This is a genomic window from Lacticaseibacillus parahuelsenbergensis (assembly GCF_030770265.1).
GTDB lineage: Bacteria > Bacillota > Bacilli > Lactobacillales > Lactobacillaceae > Lacticaseibacillus > Lacticaseibacillus casei.
Genome location: NZ_CP132482.1, coordinates 2,084,821 through 2,104,098, shown reverse-complemented (window position 1 = coordinate 2,104,098; position 19,278 = coordinate 2,084,821). Strand labels below are relative to the sequence as shown.

Here is a 19,278-nt window from a genome sequence, read left to right as displayed (position 1 = left end):
AGCAGATGGCTTGCCTTCTAGGCTTTTAATGACTACGATAACCGCGAAGAAGTATCTAATGTTATGAAAAGTTAACTCATTCGTAACAGTTTTTCTTGAAGTGTTCACCATAACGCGTTCATCGGCGCAGTTTCATATACGCACCGGTTCACGCTCACTTAAATGAGGAGGGTTTCTGATGGTTGAGACGATAAAAGCCGGAATTGCTGCATTGCGGACTTTGGAAAGTTGGGGCGTGACGCATCTTTACGGCATTCCCGGCGGTACGTTTAATAACATGATGTATGCGCTGGATGAAGAGCAGGCGCGGATCAAATATATTCATGTCCGGCATGAAGAGGTCGGGGCACTGGCAGCTGTTGCTGATGGTAAGCTCACCGGTCATATTGGCGTGGCATTTGGATCAGCCGGCCCCGGAGCGACGCACCTTTTCCAAGGAATCTATGATGCCAAAATGGATAAAGTGCCGACGCTATTCTTGGTGGGACAGGTCGAGCAGCGGTTTATGAACGCCGATTTCTTCCAGGAATTGGATGAGGATCCGATGTTTCAAGACGGCGCCGTTTATGCGCGCACTGTGACCACCGCGCGCAGTCTACCCCATGTGATCGATGAAGCCATTCGCCGTGCTTATGCCGCTCGTGGTGCTGCTGTGGTGATCATCCCCAACGACTTACCGGCAGAATCGATCCCGGCTGACGGGTATTATAGCGCGGCTGAAACGCATGCAACGCCGGTTTTGGCGGCCGGCAGTGATGAGCAGGTTGATGCAGCTTTGCGGCTAATCGGTGCGGCTTCCCGGCCAGTGTTGTATGTCGGCCAAGGAGTTCGCGGTGCGGCCGATACCGTCATGACGCTAGCCAAAAAGTTACAGATGCCAGTCATTACCACCGCACTCGGTAAACCGATCATTCCGTATGAGTTTGAAGCGTTGCTGGGATCGGCTGCTCGGGTTGCGTCGAAGCCGGCTAATGAAGCGTTACGAGTTGCGGACCTCATCATGTTCGTAGGCTCCAACTATCCATTTGCCGAAGTGATGTTCTCGCCTAAAGCAAAGTTCATTCAGATTGAAGCGGATCCAAAAACGCTTGGCAAGCGTCATCACACCGATGTGGCCATTTTGGCAGATGCACCGGCAACGCTGGAGAAAATGATTGCCCGCAGCGATGATGCCCCAAGCAGCGGCTGGTATCAGGCGAACGTCGACAACGTGAAAAACTGGCATCAATACAACGATGACATGATGCAGCGGACCACTGGTGACATGCGGTTTGAACCAGTCTTCGGTCAAATTAACCGGTTAGCGACGGATGATGCGATTTTTGCCATTGATGTCGGCGATGTAACGCAGAATGCCGTGCGGCTGCTGAAAGTCACGGGCCGTCAAGCTTGGACTACCAGTGGTTTGTTTGCCACCATGGGCGCTGGCTTGCCAGCAGCTTTGGCGGGACAGTTGAGTTTCCCTAAGCGGCAGGTATTCAATTTGACTGGCGACGGGGCGGCAGCAATGGTCATGCAGGATCTTGATACCGAAGTGCGGTACCATTTGCCGATTATTAATGTGGTGTTCTCGAATAATGCGCTAGGCTATATCGAAGACGAGCAGGAAGATGACGGCCATGAGTGGTTCGGTATCGACATGCCGCCGATTGATTTTGCGACGGTCGCGAAAGGCATGGGGATGACGGGCATCACGGTGACGCAGGTATCGGAACTTGCCGATGCATTTGATGAAGCCGAGGCTAATCGCATTGCCGGCAAACCGACGCTGATTGATGCCAAAATTACCAATGAACGGCCAATTCCGGTTGAGCACCTGCAACTGGATCCTGACCGCTTCGATGCCCCGACCATTGCAGCGTTCAAGAAGCGTTACTATGCGGATAAGCTGGTGCCGTTCAGTGAGTTTCTGCAGGCGCATCACGTTCCGATTGGATAATTGTGTGAGTAGGAGAAAAACTCAGGCAATGAGTTCCGTGCCGTGCCAAACTCCGCAATCTCCGGCGGGACTGGGCTGGAACGTGGTGGGCACGACTTTGAGCCTCAGCAAAACCGGCTGAGTCTCAAAGCTCGACCTTGGTCTAAAACGGGAAAACCGCCCGTTTAAGACCGATTTCATCACTGAGCCCGCCCCGCCTACGATTGCTCCGCCTTGGCACTAGTGATTGAACAGTTTGACAAATTGCTTGTATGTGGACATTAAACGAACGTGCGCTGCTATTGTGTGCGTTCGTTTTTATATCCTGACCGCTGAAGGCGTGTTAGATTGTATTCATTACCACGTTCATGAAGCACAATCAATGGTCACCGAGCCCGAAAATGGTATCATGTGACATAACCGGGCAATTCGTCTATGGCATGAATTGTCTCGTGACTTAAATGACAGGATGGCCTAACCGGATGTTTTCTGCTGAAATTATTATGAATCCAAGTGCGGGTAATGCACGCTGGAAGAAGGAGTTGCCGGCGTTGTTGGTGCTGCTTAAATCGCACTTTGCGCCGTTGCGGGTGAACCGAACCCAACAGCCAGGTGATGCGCAGATTGTGACCGAGAAATTGCTTAAAGCCTATCATGGTCGTCTTGACGAACTACAACTGATTGTCATCGGTGGTGATGGCACGTTGCATGATGTTGTGAATGGATTACAACGCTGCGGTCATCCCGAAGTGGCCATTGGTTATGTTCCGACGGGTACGGGCGATGACTTTGCGCGCGCTCAGCAAATACCCTTGGATCCGAAAAAAGCCGCGGCGGTTCTGGTCACCGCCATGCCGCGACCGGTGCGGATCGGGGTTGCGACTTCCGCCAAATATGGGACTCAGTATTTCATCAATAATTTTGGGATTGGCATGGACGCGCAGATTGTTTACCAAACCAATCATTCGCTGCACAAAGGAACGCTAAATGCCCTCAAGTTGGGCCAATTTGCTTACGGCGCCAGCATTTTAAAAGCGCTGCGGGTGCAGAAAGGTTTCGCGGCAACGTGGCAAGTCGCCGGGCACTCTGAGAAACACGCTGATAACGCCTATTTGAATGTTTTTACCAACCATCCGTTTCTCGGCGGCGGTATTCGCCTTTTCCCGGACGCAATGGATCAACGCCAGCGGTTATCACTGGTCCAGGTTCGCCGCGAAAAGCTTGGCACCTTGCTTCAAGTCGCGGCTGCCATTTTAAGCGGTCGGTCGGTTCATCGTGCCATCCACCATTTCGAAGCCGATCAATTTGACTTTGCCACGGAGGCCACGGTGCCGATTCAAATGGATGGTGAAGAGTATACGACGCCAATCGCGGTTACGCTGCAGCAAACGACGCAAATGTTTCTATTGCCAACGAATAAGTAAAAAAAAGTCCCCATCGACAGCCTATGTTTCAGACTGTTGATAGGGACTTGTGATTTTGTTAAAGCGCTGGTGGCATTGGTTTTCCGGTCGGTTAACGCTTGCGCACGAAAATTAATTTTGAGAACAGATAATTGGCCACCACGATAATAACCTGATCGAGAATTTTGACCAGAATCTCATTGCCATGCAGCCAGTCAACGCCGACGATCATGATGAAGTTGTCTAGCAGCAATGACACGCCGCGAAGAATCAGAAAGCTAGTCAGTTCAAACCAAAACTTTTTCTTACTTGAATAATCGCTGTGGAAGACGACACTTTTATTGGCAAAAAACGCAAAGATAACACTCACGATATTCGCGGTGGTATTGGTTAACACCAAGCCGATGCTAAAGTAGCGCATCACGAAAAAAGTGACAAAGTTAATAAGGGTCGTGAGGCCGCCAATGAATAAGTAGTTGATGATCATTTCATAGCGGCGGTAAAGTTGAATCAGGGTTTTCAAGGGAAATACTCCTCTAGTATTAGGTTTGGCACGCATGCCGGGCCGAATGATGGCAACTCGTCACAGTATACCATGCATCGCAGCGGTGCGTCAGCCGGCGAATGATCAAGTGACTTGCACTTTTGTACGGGTATGACTTACAATTAATAAGTCACATTGAAACGTTATTTTTGTACGATAGGTGTGCTGTCAAGCGATTTTCGACTTTGACAGTAAATTCCATAAAACATGCGTCCGAAAACTGGACGCGAGATGATCCTAATTAGACTTGAATCGCTTGTGAATTCTTGTATGGATATCGTTCGGCGACCAACTGTTTAACCCTTGTCCTGTTAATGCCAAGAGAATCAAGGTAATCGCGATAGTTAGCGCGGCGCCACGGATGCGTGATTGCCGGGATTTTCTTGGTTCGTTTAGGAGTTGGTGCCGCAGCTGGCGTAAGATCGAATTTGGCTGACATGAACTGTTCTTTTGGCACACAGAAAAGGTCGTACACCTGGTCATCATCAGTGGTCATATAAAGTCTGCCCGTGAAGCTTTTGATGACTAAGACCTTTGTATGCGGGGGTAAATAAACCAATTCGCCATTCCGGTGTGGCAGATAGCGTTTGTTATCAAAGCGAACACAATGTCCGTGGCCGATGCTGCGTTCATTGGCAATGATCAAAATATTGTCAATTTCCTTGGGTGTTAGTTGCTTATCAAACACCGACATGCTACTTTTGATGGTAGATGCGAAGCGGTCATTGTAACGCTTGATAAAGCCGACCAAAAACCGATTGGCATCTGCGATTGTGGTGATGTTATGCAACCGCAGTTCACTTGTGAGCCGATCTTGAAAAGTCTCCAGAAGACGTTCTATGCGGCCTTTGGCTTGCGGAATACTGGTGACCGAAAGTTCTGTTCCAAGTGTCTGGCAGGCATAACCGAAACGTGTAAGAGGGTTCTCGGTCGAAGGTGAGCCCTCTTTTTTGTTGCTGTTAAACACGGTGCGCCGATCCGTTAGGAATTCTGCTGGAGCGCCATAATCGCGAAGGACTTGGGCAAACACATGATAATAGCCGCTGAGTGTTTCTTGTTTGGCAAAGTAGCCGCCGACAACGTTCCCGGACTGATCATCAATGGCTGCGTGTAAGGTGGTTTTTTGAGTACCAAACCAATACTCCCAGGAAGCATCCATTTGTACCTGTTCACCAGAATAATGTTTCCGAGGACGTTCTGGATGGGCTTTGATGTTTTCAACGACCTCGATGGCTGACAAGGTGGCTTCATCACGTTTGGATAGGAGCTTGGACTTCTTTTCTTTTTCTTTTAATTCACGCTTGACTCGGCGCTTGGTGGCTTTATGGGCTTTGGGTGAGAGAATGTGGTGGTGTCTGAATAAGAGCCGGAGTGAGGATTCGGAGATGGCGATTTGTTCGGCAGTGGTTAAGAACTCGTGAAAATGGGCGATGTTGAATCCGGCATACTTGTTGGTGTACAGACGAATAATCTGGCGTTCGAGTTGCGCGTTGCGTTTGTTGGCGGGCTCACGACCGGCATTGCCATGGATAAAGCCGTCTTTGCCTTGTTGCTTGTAAAGCTTGATCAATCGGTAGATGGTTCGTTCGGAGCGCTTGAGCTTAACGGCTGCGCGTTGCACGGAGGTCTTACCATTGACCACTGCTTTGATGACTCGGTAACGTTCTTCTTCTTTCATTGTTAAGACAACCTTCTTCATGTGATTCCTCCTAGATGTATCTTCTAAGAGGTTACAGTTTTTGTGACACTTTGGCTAACTGCTTACTTAAGACAATATCGCTTGCGGTCGACAAACGTTATTTTTGTACGATAGGTGTGCTTGAATCTCGGCAAATTTCAGGGTATCCTTTTCCCAAGGAGGGTGACGATGACAAAATCTAGTAAGCAACAACCGCCGCGCAAGCATCGTTGGCTTTGGCGGACGATTTTCACGCTCGGTATCCTTCTTGGCTTAGCGCTGGTCTTCAATGAACCGATTAAGTTATTTGTGGTTGATCATTTAAGTCAGACAACGATGGCGCATATTGATCGGGACACGGTTGACAAAAATGAAAAGAAGCAAGCGACGTTTGACTTTAAAGGCGTCAAGGCGTTGGATATCAATACGGTCGGTAATGCGGCGATCACGCGTAATCTGCATCCCATCGGCAAAATTGCGATTAGCAGCGTTAACCTGAAGCTGCCGATTCTCAAGGGTTTATCCAACGATAACCTGAGTGCCGGCGCCGGAACGATGAAGGCCGATCAAAAGATGGGCGAAGGGAATTACGCGTTAGCCGGTCACTATATGACTAATCAAGGCATCCTCTTTTCGCCATTAAAGAACGTTAAAAAAGGCGATACGGTTGTTATCACGAATATGAAGCACATCTACACGTATAAGGTGACGACTAAACAGATTGTTAATGAGACCCAAGTCCAATGGATCGATGATGTGGCGGGCAAGAAACTGATCACGTTGGTCACATGTGCGTCACCGACTGAAGGCGAAGTGGATCGGATCATTGTTCAAGGCGAGCTGCAATCGGTTAAAGACGCCAACAGTCAGAATTTGAAAATTTTCTTATAATTTAAGCAAGTGTGAGCGAATGCTTGCACTTTTTTTCTTTTTGCGGCAGGCTAAAGTTTAATGAGTAAAGAATGTTAAATGGGGGAGACTATGTCAGCTTACGAAAAATTTATCAACAACGTGCCGGTTCGGCGTACCGTTGTTTTATTCTCGGTATTTCTAGTCTTATGGTTCGCACGCAGTATTATGAGCGATATTTTGCTGACATTTATTTTTGCCTTTTTGGTCAGCCGCTTGGTTCATGCGGTGCAACGGCATGTTCATATTCGCCCGTTTATCATTGTGGTGCCGGTTTACATATTGGTTCTTTTGGGGCTGGTTTATGCGGCTGTGCATTATGTACCGGCAATTGTCCGGCAAACCATCACGCTGTTCAACTCGGTGCAGGACTTTTATAACAGCGATGCGTTTGCGAATAATCAGGTCATGCAATGGATACTGTCAAGCACCAAGAGTCTGAATCTGACCGAGCAGCTTAAAACCGGGCTGTCGACGGTTCTCGAATATGCTGGCAATATTGGTGCCATGGGGTTGACGCTGGTTCTGTCATTTATTTTAAGTTTTTTCTTTACGATCGAGCTGGACAGCCTGCCTGAGTTCGGTCAGCTGTTCCTGGATTCGCCGTTTGGCTGGTACTTCGAAGACTTGCGCTATTTTGCCATGAAGTTCATCAATACCTTTGGCGTGGTGATGGAAGCCCAGATTTTTATTGCGGTGGTCAACACGGTCATTACGACGATTACCTTGTTATTCCTGAAGATGCCGAACATTCCTAGTTTGGCCATTATGGTCTTTCTGTTGTCACTGATTCCGGTGGCGGGGGCGATCATATCGTTGATTCCGCTGACCATTATCGGCTATACTGTCGGCGGCTGGCAGGATGTGATTACCATTTTGATCATGATTGCCGTGATCCATGTACTGGAAGCCTATGTGCTGAATCCGAAGTTTATGAGCAGTCGGACGCAGTTGCCGGTATTCTTTACGTTCGTGATTCTGCTAGTTGCCGAACGACTTTTTGGCACATGGGGTCTGATTGTCGGTATTCCGATTTTTACGTTCTTCCTCGATGTGTTAGGCGTCAAAAAGATTGCCGGAACGAAATCCAGTCACTCGACATATGCCAGCATCCCGCAGCCAAAGGAGCACGACGGCGATGGCGCATAAAAAACGTTGGTTGATCGTGATCGGGGTGCTCGTGGCGGTGCTTGCAGCAGGTGGCTTGACAATGGTGTGGATACAACATCAACGCGATGCCCGCAAAATCACGGCGCGTCCGGTTCCCCAGGCACAATTAGGTAAAAGTGCCCGCAAGCTCATTCGCGAGACTGACTTCAGAGGCAGCATCGCATTGATCAAACAGGGGCGAATTGTGTATAGCGGTGGCGTTGGCGAGGCAAATCATGATCGCAAGCTGGCCAATACCGGTGACACCATGTTTCCGTTGGCGTCGGTTGAAAAGTACCTGACCGCCTTGCTGATCGGCCGGTTAGTGGCCAATCACCAGTTGAAGCTGACGACGAAGCTGGCGAAGTTTTATCCGGAGATTGCCCATAGCAAGGACATCACGGTTCGCCAACTGCTTGATCACCGTTCCGGGATTCAGATGGATGAGTTAACGCCAGACAATGTTTTGACGTCGGAATCGAAGTCACTGGATTGGAATTTACAGCAACTAGGATCGACCGGTCAGCATGACTTTTTCTATACAAATGCGAACTATGCGCTGTTGGCCGGCATCATTCGCAAGGTAACCGGCAAAAGTTTTGCGACGACATTGCGAGAAACGATCCTGACGCCGTTAAATCTTCAACACACCCGCAATTTTGATGAACTAACCGCAAAAATGCCCGTAGCACAAGGCTATCTCACCGAAGACGATGACCGCTACCAGCCTGATGATCTTAGCCCGGCACTCTTGTCGAGCCTACTTGGCAGCGGCAGCGAGTACATGAGTGTGACTGACCTGGCGAAAGTCATCATTGCCGCGGAAACCGGGAAAATTATCCCGCCCAAAGTGTATCGCGAGCTGATCACCGCCAATTATGCCGACGGTAATCGGTATGCCAGCGGAGTGGCCTGGCTAGATGATCAGCGGTTATTGCAAGGCATGTACAACGACAATCCAGAAAGCTTCAGTACGTTAGCTTATTTCCGCGCCAATGCAACAAGTGGCGTTGTGTTATTCGGTAATCACACCATGACTACAGATACGGTGACGTTAGCCCAGAATCTGGAAGCATTGGTTCGATAGTGCGACAAAAAGACGACACTAGAGGAAAAAATCCAGTGTCGTCTTTTTTGCAACATTAAATGAAACTGCTAGTAGTTGAAAGAGCGGCCGATATCGTTGATGCCTTGGTAAAGGCTGCTAATGATACTTGAGAGTCCAAGCATGCCAACCACCATGAAGACCAGGAAGAGTAGCGCGCTGGCAATTAAGTACGCATAGATTTTATCGAACTGATTCGTTGGTTGCGCGGTGAATAGCATATAGGGTCCGGCCAAGAGGAAGAGCCCGAGACTTAACGCGACGAGCAATGTGAGCAGCATGGCCGATCCGATGTTGATAAGACCCACAATCTGCATCAGCAGCGTGAAAAGCGAGAAGAACACCATCCAGTTAGCGTGGAAGGCATAGTCGGTGGTGAACTCAAGAAAATTGCGCCGCCGATCGCCTAGAATGCCGCGGATCGCCAGATAATAAATCGCAATAATGGCAACTGCAAGAATGGCGACCATGACAAACAGTTTGATGAAGGTGCTCAAAACGATATTGGCAACACCACCCGGAAGTGACGATAGCGTACTGCTAACCCGCAACGCGATCGTTAAGGCCAGACTGATAATGGTAATGGCCAAGCTAGTGAAGCCAAAATAAGGGTGATACGACCGTTCAATGTGCGCAGGATGCTTGATGCTGTCAACTAGATAACGCCAATAACTGCCGGCATACTTCTTGCCTGCCTCAACCGTTGGATTAGGCTGTTTGGATGCTGTTGAGGCTGAATTAGCCGTTTCGTCCTTCACCGCTTCTTTTGCAGCTGAAACTGGTGCGGCAGACTGATTGGCTGAACTTGTGGTCGGCTTTTCAGCAGATTCAGTATGAGATGCCGTATCAGTCTGCGCTTGCGTTACCGCAACGTCAGCTAAATTAGTACCACATTTGACACAGAAGTTGGCGGTTACCAGATTATGGGCACCGCAATTAGGACATATTTTAAACATAGAATGACCTCCAAAGTAAAAGTGAGCGTGAACCGGCTTCTGCGCCGGTGAACGCGTTATGGTGAACGGGTCCTTTCCGACCCAGTTCACGTATGAAACCAAACCACCAGTTATGAAAACACCCGTCACCTAATCATACCAAATGAATTGACGAATGCCTTAAGCTACCACCAAAAATCACCTGCGATGGAAGAGCCGATAAAGACCACCGGCAACCAAGGCAAAGGTGGTGCCGAGTAAAATCAAATCCATGACCCCGTGAACCAAGGACAAGAAGCCGTTTTCATTAACGGCTGCTTGAAAGGCAGCGGTGCTTACATAGACCAAAAAATAAATCACACTGATCAGCCAGAAGCCGCCGATTGTTAACCAGATTTTTTTCAAGATAACCTCCAAGCAGTGGGTTGTCGCCGCAATGCAGTGGGCACACTGGACGATGGTCATCACCACCGGAGCGCGACCCACTTTTACACGCCGTTCAGGTGACCTCAATCATTTTCTTTTCCCTTATGTTTCCAATATACCAGAGAAAGCGGGTGCGAACTTACTGAAAATGGTGTAACATGAGATTCTGTAAACAGACAGAAAACTGTCAAATCATAAAAGCGAGGTATTCTCTGATATGGCGAAATTAGTATTGATCCGTCACGGGCAAAGTGAATGGAACCTGTCCAACCAATTCACCGGCTGGGTGGATGTTGATCTGAGTGAAAAAGGTGTCGAAGAAGCAAAGCATGCTGGGCAATTGGTCAAGCAGGCCGGCCTTGAATTCGATCAGGCTTACACTTCAGTTTTAACCCGTGCGATCAAGACCCTGCACTACGTCTTGGAAGAATCCGGCCAATTGTGGATTCCGGAAATGAAGACCTGGCGTCTGAACGAACGTCACTATGGCGCATTACAAGGCTTGAACAAAAAGGAAACGGCTGATAAATATGGTGCCGACCAAGTTCACATCTGGCGCCGTTCGTATGACGTTTTGCCACCACTGTTGAAAGCAACTGACGAAGGCTCTGCTGCTAAGGATCGTCGTTACGCCAACCTTGATCCACGGATCATTCCTGGCGGCGAAAACCTGAAAGTCACGCTGGAACGGGTTATCCCATTCTGGGAAGACCATATCGCACCGGATCTGTTGGATGGCAAGAACGTTGTCATTGCGGCACATGGTAACTCACTGCGCGCTTTGACTAAGTACATCGAAAACATTTCCGACGCTGACATCATGAACTTGGAAATGGCAACTGGTGAACCGGTTGTTTATGACTTTGATGAAAAGTTAAACGTTAACAGCAAGACCAAGTTGGATTAATTCTGGCTTGATTGGCTAAAGAATTCGTATAAGACGGGCATTGTTCGTGCAGATTTTGTATTTGTGCGAGAGTGCCTGTCTTTTTTGTCGTTTAATATCTAGCGAACGGGGTTTAAAGCTGATTAAGTTTGTAGTTTGGCAAAGATAAGTTATAATAGTTGTATGATTATTGAACTAAGTAGCGCGCAAGTTGATGAAATTCAGGTTAAGGTTTTTAAAGCATTGGCTGATCCAGTTAGACTGGCTATTATTCGCTATTTAAAAAAGGTGAACAAGGAGGTCACCTGTGGCGAAGTCGGTGAGGCAATTAAAATGAGCAAGTCGGCGGGATCCTATCATTTTCGCTTGTTACGTGAAGCTGGATTGACGAAGACGCGAAAATCTTCGCGTGAGAAGTATGTTTCGCTTAATGCTGAAAATTTTGATCTCTATGTAACGAATTTTTATAAAAATTTGTAGATGGCCGGTAGATGTCTACCGGCTATTTTTATACAAAATAGTTCAAAAAGATTTGAACTGTGTATTGCAATTTACGAAAGCAAGCTTTAAGGTTTAATAGTTGAACAATCGTTTAACTATTAAATATTGAGGAGCGTGCTCGTATGTTAAATGCTGAAAAGGCAAAACCAAAGACAGGCTGGATCTTATTTTTGACATCGCTTGGCTTTTTTATGTCAATGATGGATTCAATGATTGTGACGACTGCTTCAACGGCTATTAGAAGTGACTTTTCTATTTCTGTTGATCAATTGCAGTGGGCTTTAAATGCCTATAATATTGCGATTGCTGCCGTATTACTGGTCGGTGTGGCGATAGGCGATCGACTAGGACATCGCAAAGTTTATGAACTGGGACTACTCATCTTTGTTATTGGATCGATTCTCTGCGCCTTGTCCGGAAATATTATGTCGTTGATTGTTGCCCGGGTTGTTGAAGGTGTTGGCGCATCGGTTATCACGCCAATGTCAATGGCCATCTTGACAGCAAACGTACCAGTGGAAAGCCGCGGCAAAGCGCTAGGTATTTGGAGTGGTATTGGCGGACTGGCGCTCATTGTCGGACCGGCATTAGGTGGGATTATCGTCGCCAAGATTGCTTGGCAGTGGATCTTCTGGATTAATGTGCCAATTGGCTTAATTTGCATCTTATTATCACAACAGAAGCTTCCTGAAACCAAAGCCGGATCCCAAAAGATCAATATTCTTGACTCACTTTTAGTGGTTTTAACTTCAGCAGGTCTGATTTGGGCGCTTTCGGCAAGTAAATCAGTCAAAATCCCCACAGCAGCTATCATTGTGGCAGTTTTAAGTATTTTGTTTGCGTTGTTACTCGTATGGCGACAAAAACGCGAAGACTTTCCCTTGATTCCTTTAAGCTTTTTCCAGCGGTGGCAATTTACCGGTGCTAATCTTGCGACGGCGCTTCTATATGCCGCAATGTACGGAGTCGTGTTCTTCCTTCCTCAATTTTTCCAGGTGGTTGGACATGTCAATGCCATGATTGCCGGAATGGAAATGCTGCCATGGACGGGCATGCTGGTTCTTGTTGCCCCGTTTGCGGGTCGCGCCGTGGATCGTTTTGGAGAACAGCTTATTGCGATCTTTGGGCTATTTCTGCAAGGGCTTGGTTATTTGCTTATTGGATTAATCGTTCACGATGGTTATACATATAGTTTAACGATCGTGCCGCTTGGTCTGGCAGGTATTGGTCTTTCAATGGCAGGGCCAGCATTGCAAAAAGCGGTCTTGGGTGCTGTCAGCCCAAAGAATCTGGGAAAAGCTTCAGGTTTGTACAATATGTTTCGATTGTTTGGCGGTGCCATTGGGGTCACTATCTCAGTCTTGATTTTCTATGCAATTGGCAGCGCAGACACATCGCTCGAATTCTCCAGAGGGTTTCAAGCGGCCATGATCGGCGCAGGCGGCCTTTCATTAATCGGTATTTTGTCCGCATTAAGATGGCGTCAGAATGCTTAAGCGTCAGTGAAGGTATGTGGCCTAATCTTGCACCTGAAGCTCAACTGTCTGATAATCAGTTTAAACAGTTCATGAAAAGAGGCAGTTAAGTGGCAAACTATATTAAAGAAATTCGCAGCAAGGTCGGGCATATGCCCATTTTTCTAAATGCAGTGGCTGGTGCGGTTGTTAACGATCAGGGGCAGTTATTGTTGCAGCAGCGGACCGATGCCGGCAATTGGAGCGTCCCCGGCGGCATGATGGAATATGGCGAGTCGTTTCTGGAGACGCTAAAACGTGAGATGAAGGAAGACTCCGGTCTGCTGGTTGAGCCGATCAAAGTCTTGCATACTTTCGACCGTGGATTTACGACCTACCCGAATGGTGATCAGGCGCAGATCGTCTGCCGATTTTACCTGGTCAATCCTGTTGACGGAAGTTTGGAAGATGCCGATCCTAAGGAAACTTTGGCGTTACGGTATTTTGATTTTAATGCGTTACCGCCATTGTTTAGTCAGCAAACGCGCGATATGATCGATTGCGTCCGGGATTACTTGAAAACACAGGCTGAATAATAATTTGGTCTTGATTGACACGCTGTTATAGAGAAAGCGAGCTGAGGATGGTGTCTCAGCTCTTTTTTTATGGGCGGTGGATTATTCGTTAGCTTTTGTTGACACGAACTAACAAATGAGTTATTATCTAGTCAGTTAGTTTTATATTTTAATAACTAACTATGAAAATTCTAACCATCAAAGGAGCACGCATAACATGACACAAACATCAGAAGCTTTATTAAAAGCATTCGGCCAACTAATCCAAAAGCGGCCGTTTATGGGCGCCGTTGCCAGCAGTTTACGGTTTGGTGATCGTCAGCGGCAACCGAACCAACTACGATTATTGCGCTTACTGGACCAAAAAGGTGAGATGACCAACTCGGATTTGGTAGAGGCTTTGGATATCCGTCCTAGCTCGGTTTCCGCGTTAGTGCAGAAGTTAGAGGAACTTGGTCTGATCAGTCGCCACGAGTCGGAAACTGACAAGCGGGTGCAGCTGATCGGGCTCACAGATGACGGTCGCAAATTTATTGAAACCACTGGTAAGCTTCGAACTGATTTGCCTGATCAAATTTTCAGCGGTTTATCTGAAGATGAACAGGCTGAATTATTGAAGCTAATCAACAAACTATCGGAAGATCTCGCCAACCGCGATGATTTGAGTTGGCCAGAAGGTAAACAGTTCGATGATATGCGGATTTGGGCAGAACGGTTCCATCACGGTCATCATGGCCCTCGCCGCGGCTATCCGGGCAGTTTTGGCGCCGGTGGTCCGCGGGGCTTTGATCGGCGGTTTTAAAAATCAAATTTTGCAAATGGTAATATCACTGGTTTAAGAAGGATTTCGCTGTTGTATTTTGCTAAGCGTACTGTGCTTGATATTGTATTTCGTTAATTGTGCTGAAGAATCGACTTTAAGGGCGAGTTTTGTCACTAAAGCCGATTTTTTGTATGCGCATCTACCAATCTTAGGGGACACTACATCTACAAATACTTTAGCTTCTTATCAGTGTAAATGTAGAAGCTAAAAGCATCACTTGAAAAAATTAGTGTTTTCAATGAGCGAAGTTGTTGTAAGATTGTCTTGCCAAACCTTTTAGGCCGATACATTAAGCTGTAGATATCTACGAAGTCTTCTGGAAGAACGCCGGAAAAGTATTAGCTAAAATAACGGAGGGGTTATTTGAAAATGAAATACTGTCCAAATTGCGGGGTGCGGGTTGGTTCTGAAGAACTTTTTTGTCATAATTGTGGTTTTAATTTGGCTCAGTTTCGAGCTAGAAGAACTTCGACATCAGTTAATCAACAAAAGCAGCGGCAATCACAGCTGAAGACACGAACTCATCAACAAACAAGCGAGGATTCAGCAAGTCAAATGCTTCCGCCACAGCGGTCTAATCGGCCGAACAAGAATCGTCCATGGGTGATGGGTGCTATCGTGATTGGTATTTTTGTTTTGCTCTTATTAGGTGTGTTTTATTCGCAAAAACGCCTTGATCGTGTAAGCAACGCAACTGATTCATCTAAAAGCGGCGAGTATTTTGACGTGTCTTCATTCATGAAAGAGGCTAGCAAGGATTCTGCCCAATCACGCTCTGCTGAAAAAGCTTCCACAATGGCAGAGAATTCTCGAAATTCAGAAGTAGAGGCTAATGAATCTGCCATAGATGCTAGTGAATCTGGAAATGCAAATCTAACAGATCACGATCTTGACAACGACCAGATAGCACAAACTATAGCAGAGTATGGCGGCTTCGACTTGCAAGATTACCGGGTTAAATTCAGTGTGCCAGCCAGCAGTATGACAGAAGTTGATGTTTACGATAAAACCAATGGCAGCCTCTATGGCAAATACCGTTATGATGAAATTCATGGTCAGATAAGCCAGTATCGTGATGAAACTGGCAAGTGGGAGTTGATCAAGGATGGTGATAACTGATACTATTCGTTGCGATATCAGGCAACTGTATGTCAACAGAAGCGATAGTTACTTAAGGTAAACATACACTGCCATCAATCTCTCTAGTGATGGACAACCTAATTTTGAGAATGATAAAACTCTGAATCATTCGAGAACGAGGCTCTTATACTTGAACTTTTAATAAACCTTTTGCGGGAACTTTACTATTTCACCCCAAGCAGGCAATATGGAATTAAACATATCGGAATGGAGGTCACCGATTTGGCTGAAAAAATGCGGTACTGTCCAAATTGCGGCTTTAGAATACCGGCTGGGGTGAAGTTTTGTCCGAATTGCGGTATGGATTTGGTGCAATTTGATGCGCGCTTAGCCGCTCAATCAGCGACGCAGCAAACGCAAAGCCGTCCGACAATGCAGCAGACAACGAGCGATACAACGCGTGCGGCGCAACGGGAAACAGCAGGCCGATCACGGCGCCAGCAGGAGAAAACATCGAACGTTAAAAAAAGCCTTGTGTTGACAGACGATAGCTTCCAGCATTTTCTTGACTGGCTGGCAACGCATATCGTGTATACCTTGATCGGGGCGCTGGTCCTTTTTTGCGTCTTTAGTTTTTCTGTTTGGATTGGTTGGCTGCTGGCGGTCATTAGCACGATCGCAGTTTATGTCGTAGCCAATCGTCGAGTGGTGGGGCCTTACCAAAGCAAATTCAGTAATGAGTCGCCAGATGATGATGATATTTGGACGATGCCTCAATCCGCTGCGCCGGGGCAAGGTGCAAACTATACTGCAGCAGCGGGTGGTCAATCGACAACCTCGCCGTGGCCACAGGGGATGACGACGAATGGGCCGCAACACTGGTGGACACGGCTAGCCGGAAAACCGCGACGACGCGGTGGCGTGATTTGGATTGCTTATTTACTGGCTGCTTTTGTAGCTCTGATTGCTGCCTATGTGTGGCCATTTGGTGCCAGCGGTGTGGGAACCACTGCAGTTGGCGGGAGTCTGTATGATTTGGTGCGCAGTGCGAATACGTTAGCCGAGACTGCTGCAGCTGCCGGTACCGTCAGCTCGGCGAAGGCTAATTTGCCTTATCTGGCCTTGGTGTTAGCAGGCTTGGGTCCGGCATTGGGCTTGTTGTTTGGTTTCTTCCGGTCACGCGGCATGATGCGATTCGGTGGCATGTTGGGCTTGCTTGGCTATGCATCACTTTACTTTGCGTACGCGCCGTTGATGAGCAGCGGCAGTAATCAAATCCAAGGATTATTGAGCCCAGGTATCGGTTATTCGATTGGGATCGGGGCGGCTTTGGTCATGTTTGTGACAGCGCGGTTACTGCCAAGAGACTAATATCCAGAGTTGAAGAGTCCGGATGGATCAACCAGGCGATTGATCGATCACCATAACGCGTTCGCCGGCGCAAAAGCCTGCGTATAAGGACCTTGGTCGCAGTGGCCTAAGCCCGGGCCATTACGCCCAAGGCCACTTATACTCCGGCTTCTAGGCGCGCCGGCTCACGCTCACAATCAAAAAGGGGAAACAATCATGGCGTTTTGTCCAAATTGCGGCGCGCAAGTCAGTGCCGACGAAACATTTTGTCATCAATGCGGGTTTAATCTCGCTCAGTACCGGTCACAACATCAGGGAACAGACCCGGAAAATGGATCAAGCAATGCCAATGCATCTTCGGTCGGCCCAACGCCACAGCCAACAGGGCAAGGGGCAGTGTCGCCAAACACAAGACGGCAGCGCAGTAATGGCAGTGCGCCAAATGGACCGCGCCGCCCGTGGCTGATGGTTAGTTTGGTTCTGGCTGCAGCTGTTATCGTTGTCATCGCGGTGCTATTTTTCCAGAATCAAAGTCAGCAAACGCAAGAGGCTGCGGCAAGTTCCGCCAGCGCCTCAGCCGCGAATGCTTCGTCAGCCTCATTTGTCTCAGCGTCTGCATCAACTTCGCAAGCGTCCGCATCAAGTTCACTCGCGGCCTCGCAAGAAGCAGCCAGTGAATCACTTGCCAACGCGAGTGAATCGGCAGCAGCGGAGAGTCACGAAAGTACCACAACAACGGGCGGTAGTGACTTGAGCAATCGCCAAGTTGCCAAAATGGCTGCGGATCTCGACGACTTCGACCTTGATGACTATCGCGTGGAAGTAACATCACCGGCGACCAATATGAAAGAAGTCGATGTTTACGACAAAGATGATGGTGAGTTGCATAATAAATACCGTTATGACGAAATTCATGATCAGATGAGCAAATATGACGATGATTCCGGTAAGTGGGAACTGATTCAAGACGATGATGATTAATTTCTAAAGAGGTGTTTCGCAAAGTCTGCTTGTGAAATGCCTTTTTGTTACCTTGAACCAAGGTAGATTTTAAATTGGCTAAAAAGTCGGCTGAAGGAGCGCTAATGAAACTGTTGCATTTAAAACCAAAAAGCGTATGTTAGTAGACATGGGGGTTATGTATGCAAACCGAATCGAATATTTCCGGCTTAATTTATCAGCTGGCAAAGTTACAGAAGTACTTTTTAAACCAGCACCTAAGCGATTTAGACTTAAATAGTGATCAAGCCAAGGTATTGACGTTTGTTGCCGCTCATCCTGGCACAAATCAACGCCAAATCAGTGTCGACTTGAGCCGCGGGCCGGCCAGCGTGTCAAATTTGGTGAAACGGCTGATCCAACAAGGCTTACTGGAGAAGCGAATGGCGCCGCACAGTGATCGTGAGCGGCAGCTTTTTTTGACGGAAGCGGGCAAAGCCGCGGCGACAGAAGTCCACGAGCTATTTCAGGTGCTGGAGAAGGCTTTTGCAACGAACGTTAAGGACCCTGAGGCGCTTACGCAGACGCTAAAGCAACTTTTAGTAGCCTTACAGTGAGACCGACTAAGGGGCCAATTACAACTATCAGATACGGGGCTAAAAGACGGACTAGCGTTTATTTGTCTACTTTGTTTGGGAAGAGACTTGTTGACGAATTGGCCAGGTTTAACGTATAATTTAGGAGTTGAAGAGAGGCCACCGGGATGGACCCCCGATGACCTCGACGCGGCTCAGATGACAAGGGTGAAAGCTAACTTTGACGGTTAGCTTTTTTGATTATCGCATACGTTTTAGCACTACTGGTGATCAGTAGGCTTAGCGCGATGATAATCGACGCCACATCCAACGCGGCGAACCCCTTTCCTCTCCTGAATTTAGCATAGCTGACACCTCCACTGCTAGAAAAGTGTTAAGGGGTGTGCCATCCAATCCGCTAGACCAAGAAAATGGGTGATTAGTCCTTTTCTAGGTCGTAAACATAGTCTATAGGTTGATGCGTATACCGTTAATAAGAATCAACTAGGCCACAGGTGTTGTTATAAATACCCAGTTAAAATGACGTCACAGTTGCTAACCGAATTTGAATGATGGAAGCTGTTTCTAAATCTTTGAACAAAGTTAAGAAGCTCAATATATTGAAGATTTGCAGGATGTACCTACTGTAACACCGTTGTTAGCAGTATGTGATTAACTTAAATAACAAAAAACTCAAATACCCCCTTGGCGCTTGCAAAGAAACATGCTAAACTATGCACAAATTCAGCAAGCAGAAAGGTGTCCCTTATCATTGATTGGCGCGTCGAATGAAGCGTTATTTGCACTATTATTTCCTAAAGACTTTCCGACACTGCTAGTGGCCAAACAGGCACGGCGCATGTTGTGTATTCGTGCCGCGCATGGCAACCAGGAAGCAGCCCGACTATTACGTGTCCGGTCAACGCCGATACATGTGGTTTATGCCGTCAAAGTCAGCCATTAAGACGAGTTTTACCTCTGAGTCCGACTATTTGGTTGGGCTTTTTTTGAGCCTGAATCAGCCAGGT

General features: G+C 47.6%; 19 protein-coding genes. 15 read left to right on the top strand and 4 right to left on the bottom strand.

Features of this window, described 5'->3' with window-relative positions:
* The first annotated feature begins 178 nt into the window (after window positions 1–178).
* Both spxB and LACPH_RS09825 read left to right on the top strand, forming a co-directional pair.
* The gene (gene spxB / locus LACPH_RS09830; RefSeq protein WP_306386785.1) at window positions 179–1,939 is read left to right on the top strand and encodes a pyruvate oxidase; all 1,761 of its coding nucleotides are present in this window, start codon (window positions 179–181) and stop codon (window positions 1,937–1,939) included.
* 461 nt (window positions 1,940–2,400) lie between these two features.
* The gene (locus LACPH_RS09825; protein ID WP_306386784.1) at window positions 2,401–3,342 is read left to right on the top strand and encodes a diacylglycerol/lipid kinase family protein; all 942 of its coding nucleotides are present in this window, start codon (window positions 2,401–2,403) and stop codon (window positions 3,340–3,342) included.
* 91 nt (window positions 3,343–3,433) lie between these two features.
* On the opposite strand, the gene LACPH_RS09820 is transcribed toward LACPH_RS09825, so the two are convergent.
* A complete protein-coding gene (locus LACPH_RS09820) occupies window positions 3,434–3,844 on the bottom strand; it encodes a GtrA family protein (RefSeq protein ID WP_306386783.1) in 411 nt (136 codons plus the stop codon).
* A gap of 262 nt (window positions 3,845–4,106) precedes the next feature.
* On the bottom strand, window positions 4,107–5,564 hold the full coding sequence (locus tag LACPH_RS09815; protein ID WP_306386520.1) for an ISNCY family transposase: 1,458 nt from the start codon (window positions 5,562–5,564) through the stop codon (window positions 4,107–4,109).
* 168 nt (window positions 5,565–5,732) lie between these two features.
* Between LACPH_RS09815 and LACPH_RS09810 the strand changes: the two genes are divergently transcribed.
* The 3 genes from LACPH_RS09810 to LACPH_RS09800 all read left to right on the top strand — a co-directional run bounded on the left by LACPH_RS09810 (window position 5,733) and on the right by LACPH_RS09800 (window position 8,688).
* The gene (locus tag LACPH_RS09810) at window positions 5,733–6,434 is read left to right on the top strand and encodes a class A sortase (RefSeq protein ID WP_306386782.1); all 702 of its coding nucleotides are present in this window, start codon (window positions 5,733–5,735) and stop codon (window positions 6,432–6,434) included.
* A gap of 90 nt (window positions 6,435–6,524) precedes the next feature.
* Complete coding sequence (locus tag LACPH_RS09805) at window positions 6,525–7,601, top strand: AI-2E family transporter (protein WP_306386781.1); 1,077 nt, start codon at window positions 6,525–6,527, stop codon at window positions 7,599–7,601.
* The gene (locus LACPH_RS09800; RefSeq protein ID WP_274785007.1) at window positions 7,591–8,688 is read left to right on the top strand and encodes a serine hydrolase domain-containing protein; all 1,098 of its coding nucleotides are present in this window, start codon (window positions 7,591–7,593) and stop codon (window positions 8,686–8,688) included. Before LACPH_RS09805 ends, LACPH_RS09800 begins: the two co-directional genes overlap by 11 nt.
* A gap of 68 nt (window positions 8,689–8,756) precedes the next feature.
* Here LACPH_RS09800 and LACPH_RS09795 read toward each other — a convergent pair whose 3' ends face one another.
* Both LACPH_RS09795 and LACPH_RS09790 read right to left on the bottom strand, forming a co-directional pair.
* A complete protein-coding gene (locus LACPH_RS09795) occupies window positions 8,757–9,662 on the bottom strand; it encodes a zinc ribbon domain-containing protein (protein WP_274785006.1) in 906 nt (301 codons plus the stop codon).
* Between the two features lie 177 nt (window positions 9,663–9,839).
* Window positions 9,840–10,046, bottom strand: a complete 207-nt coding sequence (locus LACPH_RS09790) for a hypothetical protein (RefSeq protein ID WP_087912559.1) — start codon at window positions 10,044–10,046, stop codon at window positions 9,840–9,842.
* Between the two features lie 238 nt (window positions 10,047–10,284).
* Here LACPH_RS09790 and LACPH_RS09785 point away from each other — a divergent pair, with 238 nt between their 5' ends.
* The 10 genes from LACPH_RS09785 (at window position 10,285) to LACPH_RS09740 (ending at window position 19,214) form a co-directional block, all read left to right on the top strand.
* Window positions 10,285–10,974, top strand: coding sequence for a 2,3-diphosphoglycerate-dependent phosphoglycerate mutase (locus tag LACPH_RS09785; RefSeq protein WP_047106419.1), 690 nt, complete (start codon window positions 10,285–10,287; stop codon window positions 10,972–10,974).
* A gap of 162 nt (window positions 10,975–11,136) precedes the next feature.
* Entirely contained in the window at window positions 11,137–11,433 is a 297-nt protein-coding gene (locus LACPH_RS09780) for an ArsR/SmtB family transcription factor (protein ID WP_010491770.1), read from the top strand.
* 143 nt (window positions 11,434–11,576) lie between these two features.
* Window positions 11,577–12,950, top strand: a complete 1,374-nt coding sequence (locus LACPH_RS09775) for an MFS transporter (protein ID WP_306386780.1) — start codon at window positions 11,577–11,579, stop codon at window positions 12,948–12,950.
* An 89-nt stretch (window positions 12,951–13,039) separates the two neighbouring features.
* Window positions 13,040–13,504 carry an NUDIX hydrolase gene (locus LACPH_RS09770; protein ID WP_274785004.1) on the top strand — a complete coding sequence of 155 codons (465 nt, stop codon included), beginning with the start codon at window positions 13,040–13,042 and terminating at the stop codon, window positions 13,502–13,504.
* 196 nt (window positions 13,505–13,700) lie between these two features.
* A complete protein-coding gene (locus LACPH_RS09765; protein ID WP_087912556.1) occupies window positions 13,701–14,285 on the top strand; it encodes a MarR family winged helix-turn-helix transcriptional regulator in 585 nt (194 codons plus the stop codon).
* A gap of 384 nt (window positions 14,286–14,669) precedes the next feature.
* The gene (locus LACPH_RS09760; RefSeq protein ID WP_274785003.1) at window positions 14,670–15,425 is read left to right on the top strand and encodes a zinc ribbon domain-containing protein; all 756 of its coding nucleotides are present in this window, start codon (window positions 14,670–14,672) and stop codon (window positions 15,423–15,425) included.
* 228 nt (window positions 15,426–15,653) lie between these two features.
* On the top strand, window positions 15,654–16,757 hold the full coding sequence (locus LACPH_RS09755; RefSeq protein ID WP_428279661.1) for a zinc ribbon domain-containing protein: 1,104 nt from the start codon (window positions 15,654–15,656) through the stop codon (window positions 16,755–16,757).
* A gap of 195 nt (window positions 16,758–16,952) precedes the next feature.
* The gene (locus tag LACPH_RS09750) at window positions 16,953–17,717 is read left to right on the top strand and encodes a zinc ribbon domain-containing protein (protein WP_274785001.1); all 765 of its coding nucleotides are present in this window, start codon (window positions 16,953–16,955) and stop codon (window positions 17,715–17,717) included.
* 161 nt (window positions 17,718–17,878) lie between these two features.
* Window positions 17,879–18,292, top strand: coding sequence for a MarR family winged helix-turn-helix transcriptional regulator (locus tag LACPH_RS09745; RefSeq protein ID WP_274785000.1), 414 nt, complete (start codon window positions 17,879–17,881; stop codon window positions 18,290–18,292).
* 730 nt (window positions 18,293–19,022) lie between these two features.
* The gene (locus LACPH_RS09740) at window positions 19,023–19,214 is read left to right on the top strand and encodes a hypothetical protein (RefSeq protein WP_010491756.1); all 192 of its coding nucleotides are present in this window, start codon (window positions 19,023–19,025) and stop codon (window positions 19,212–19,214) included.
* Window positions 19,215–19,278 lie beyond the last annotated feature (64 nt).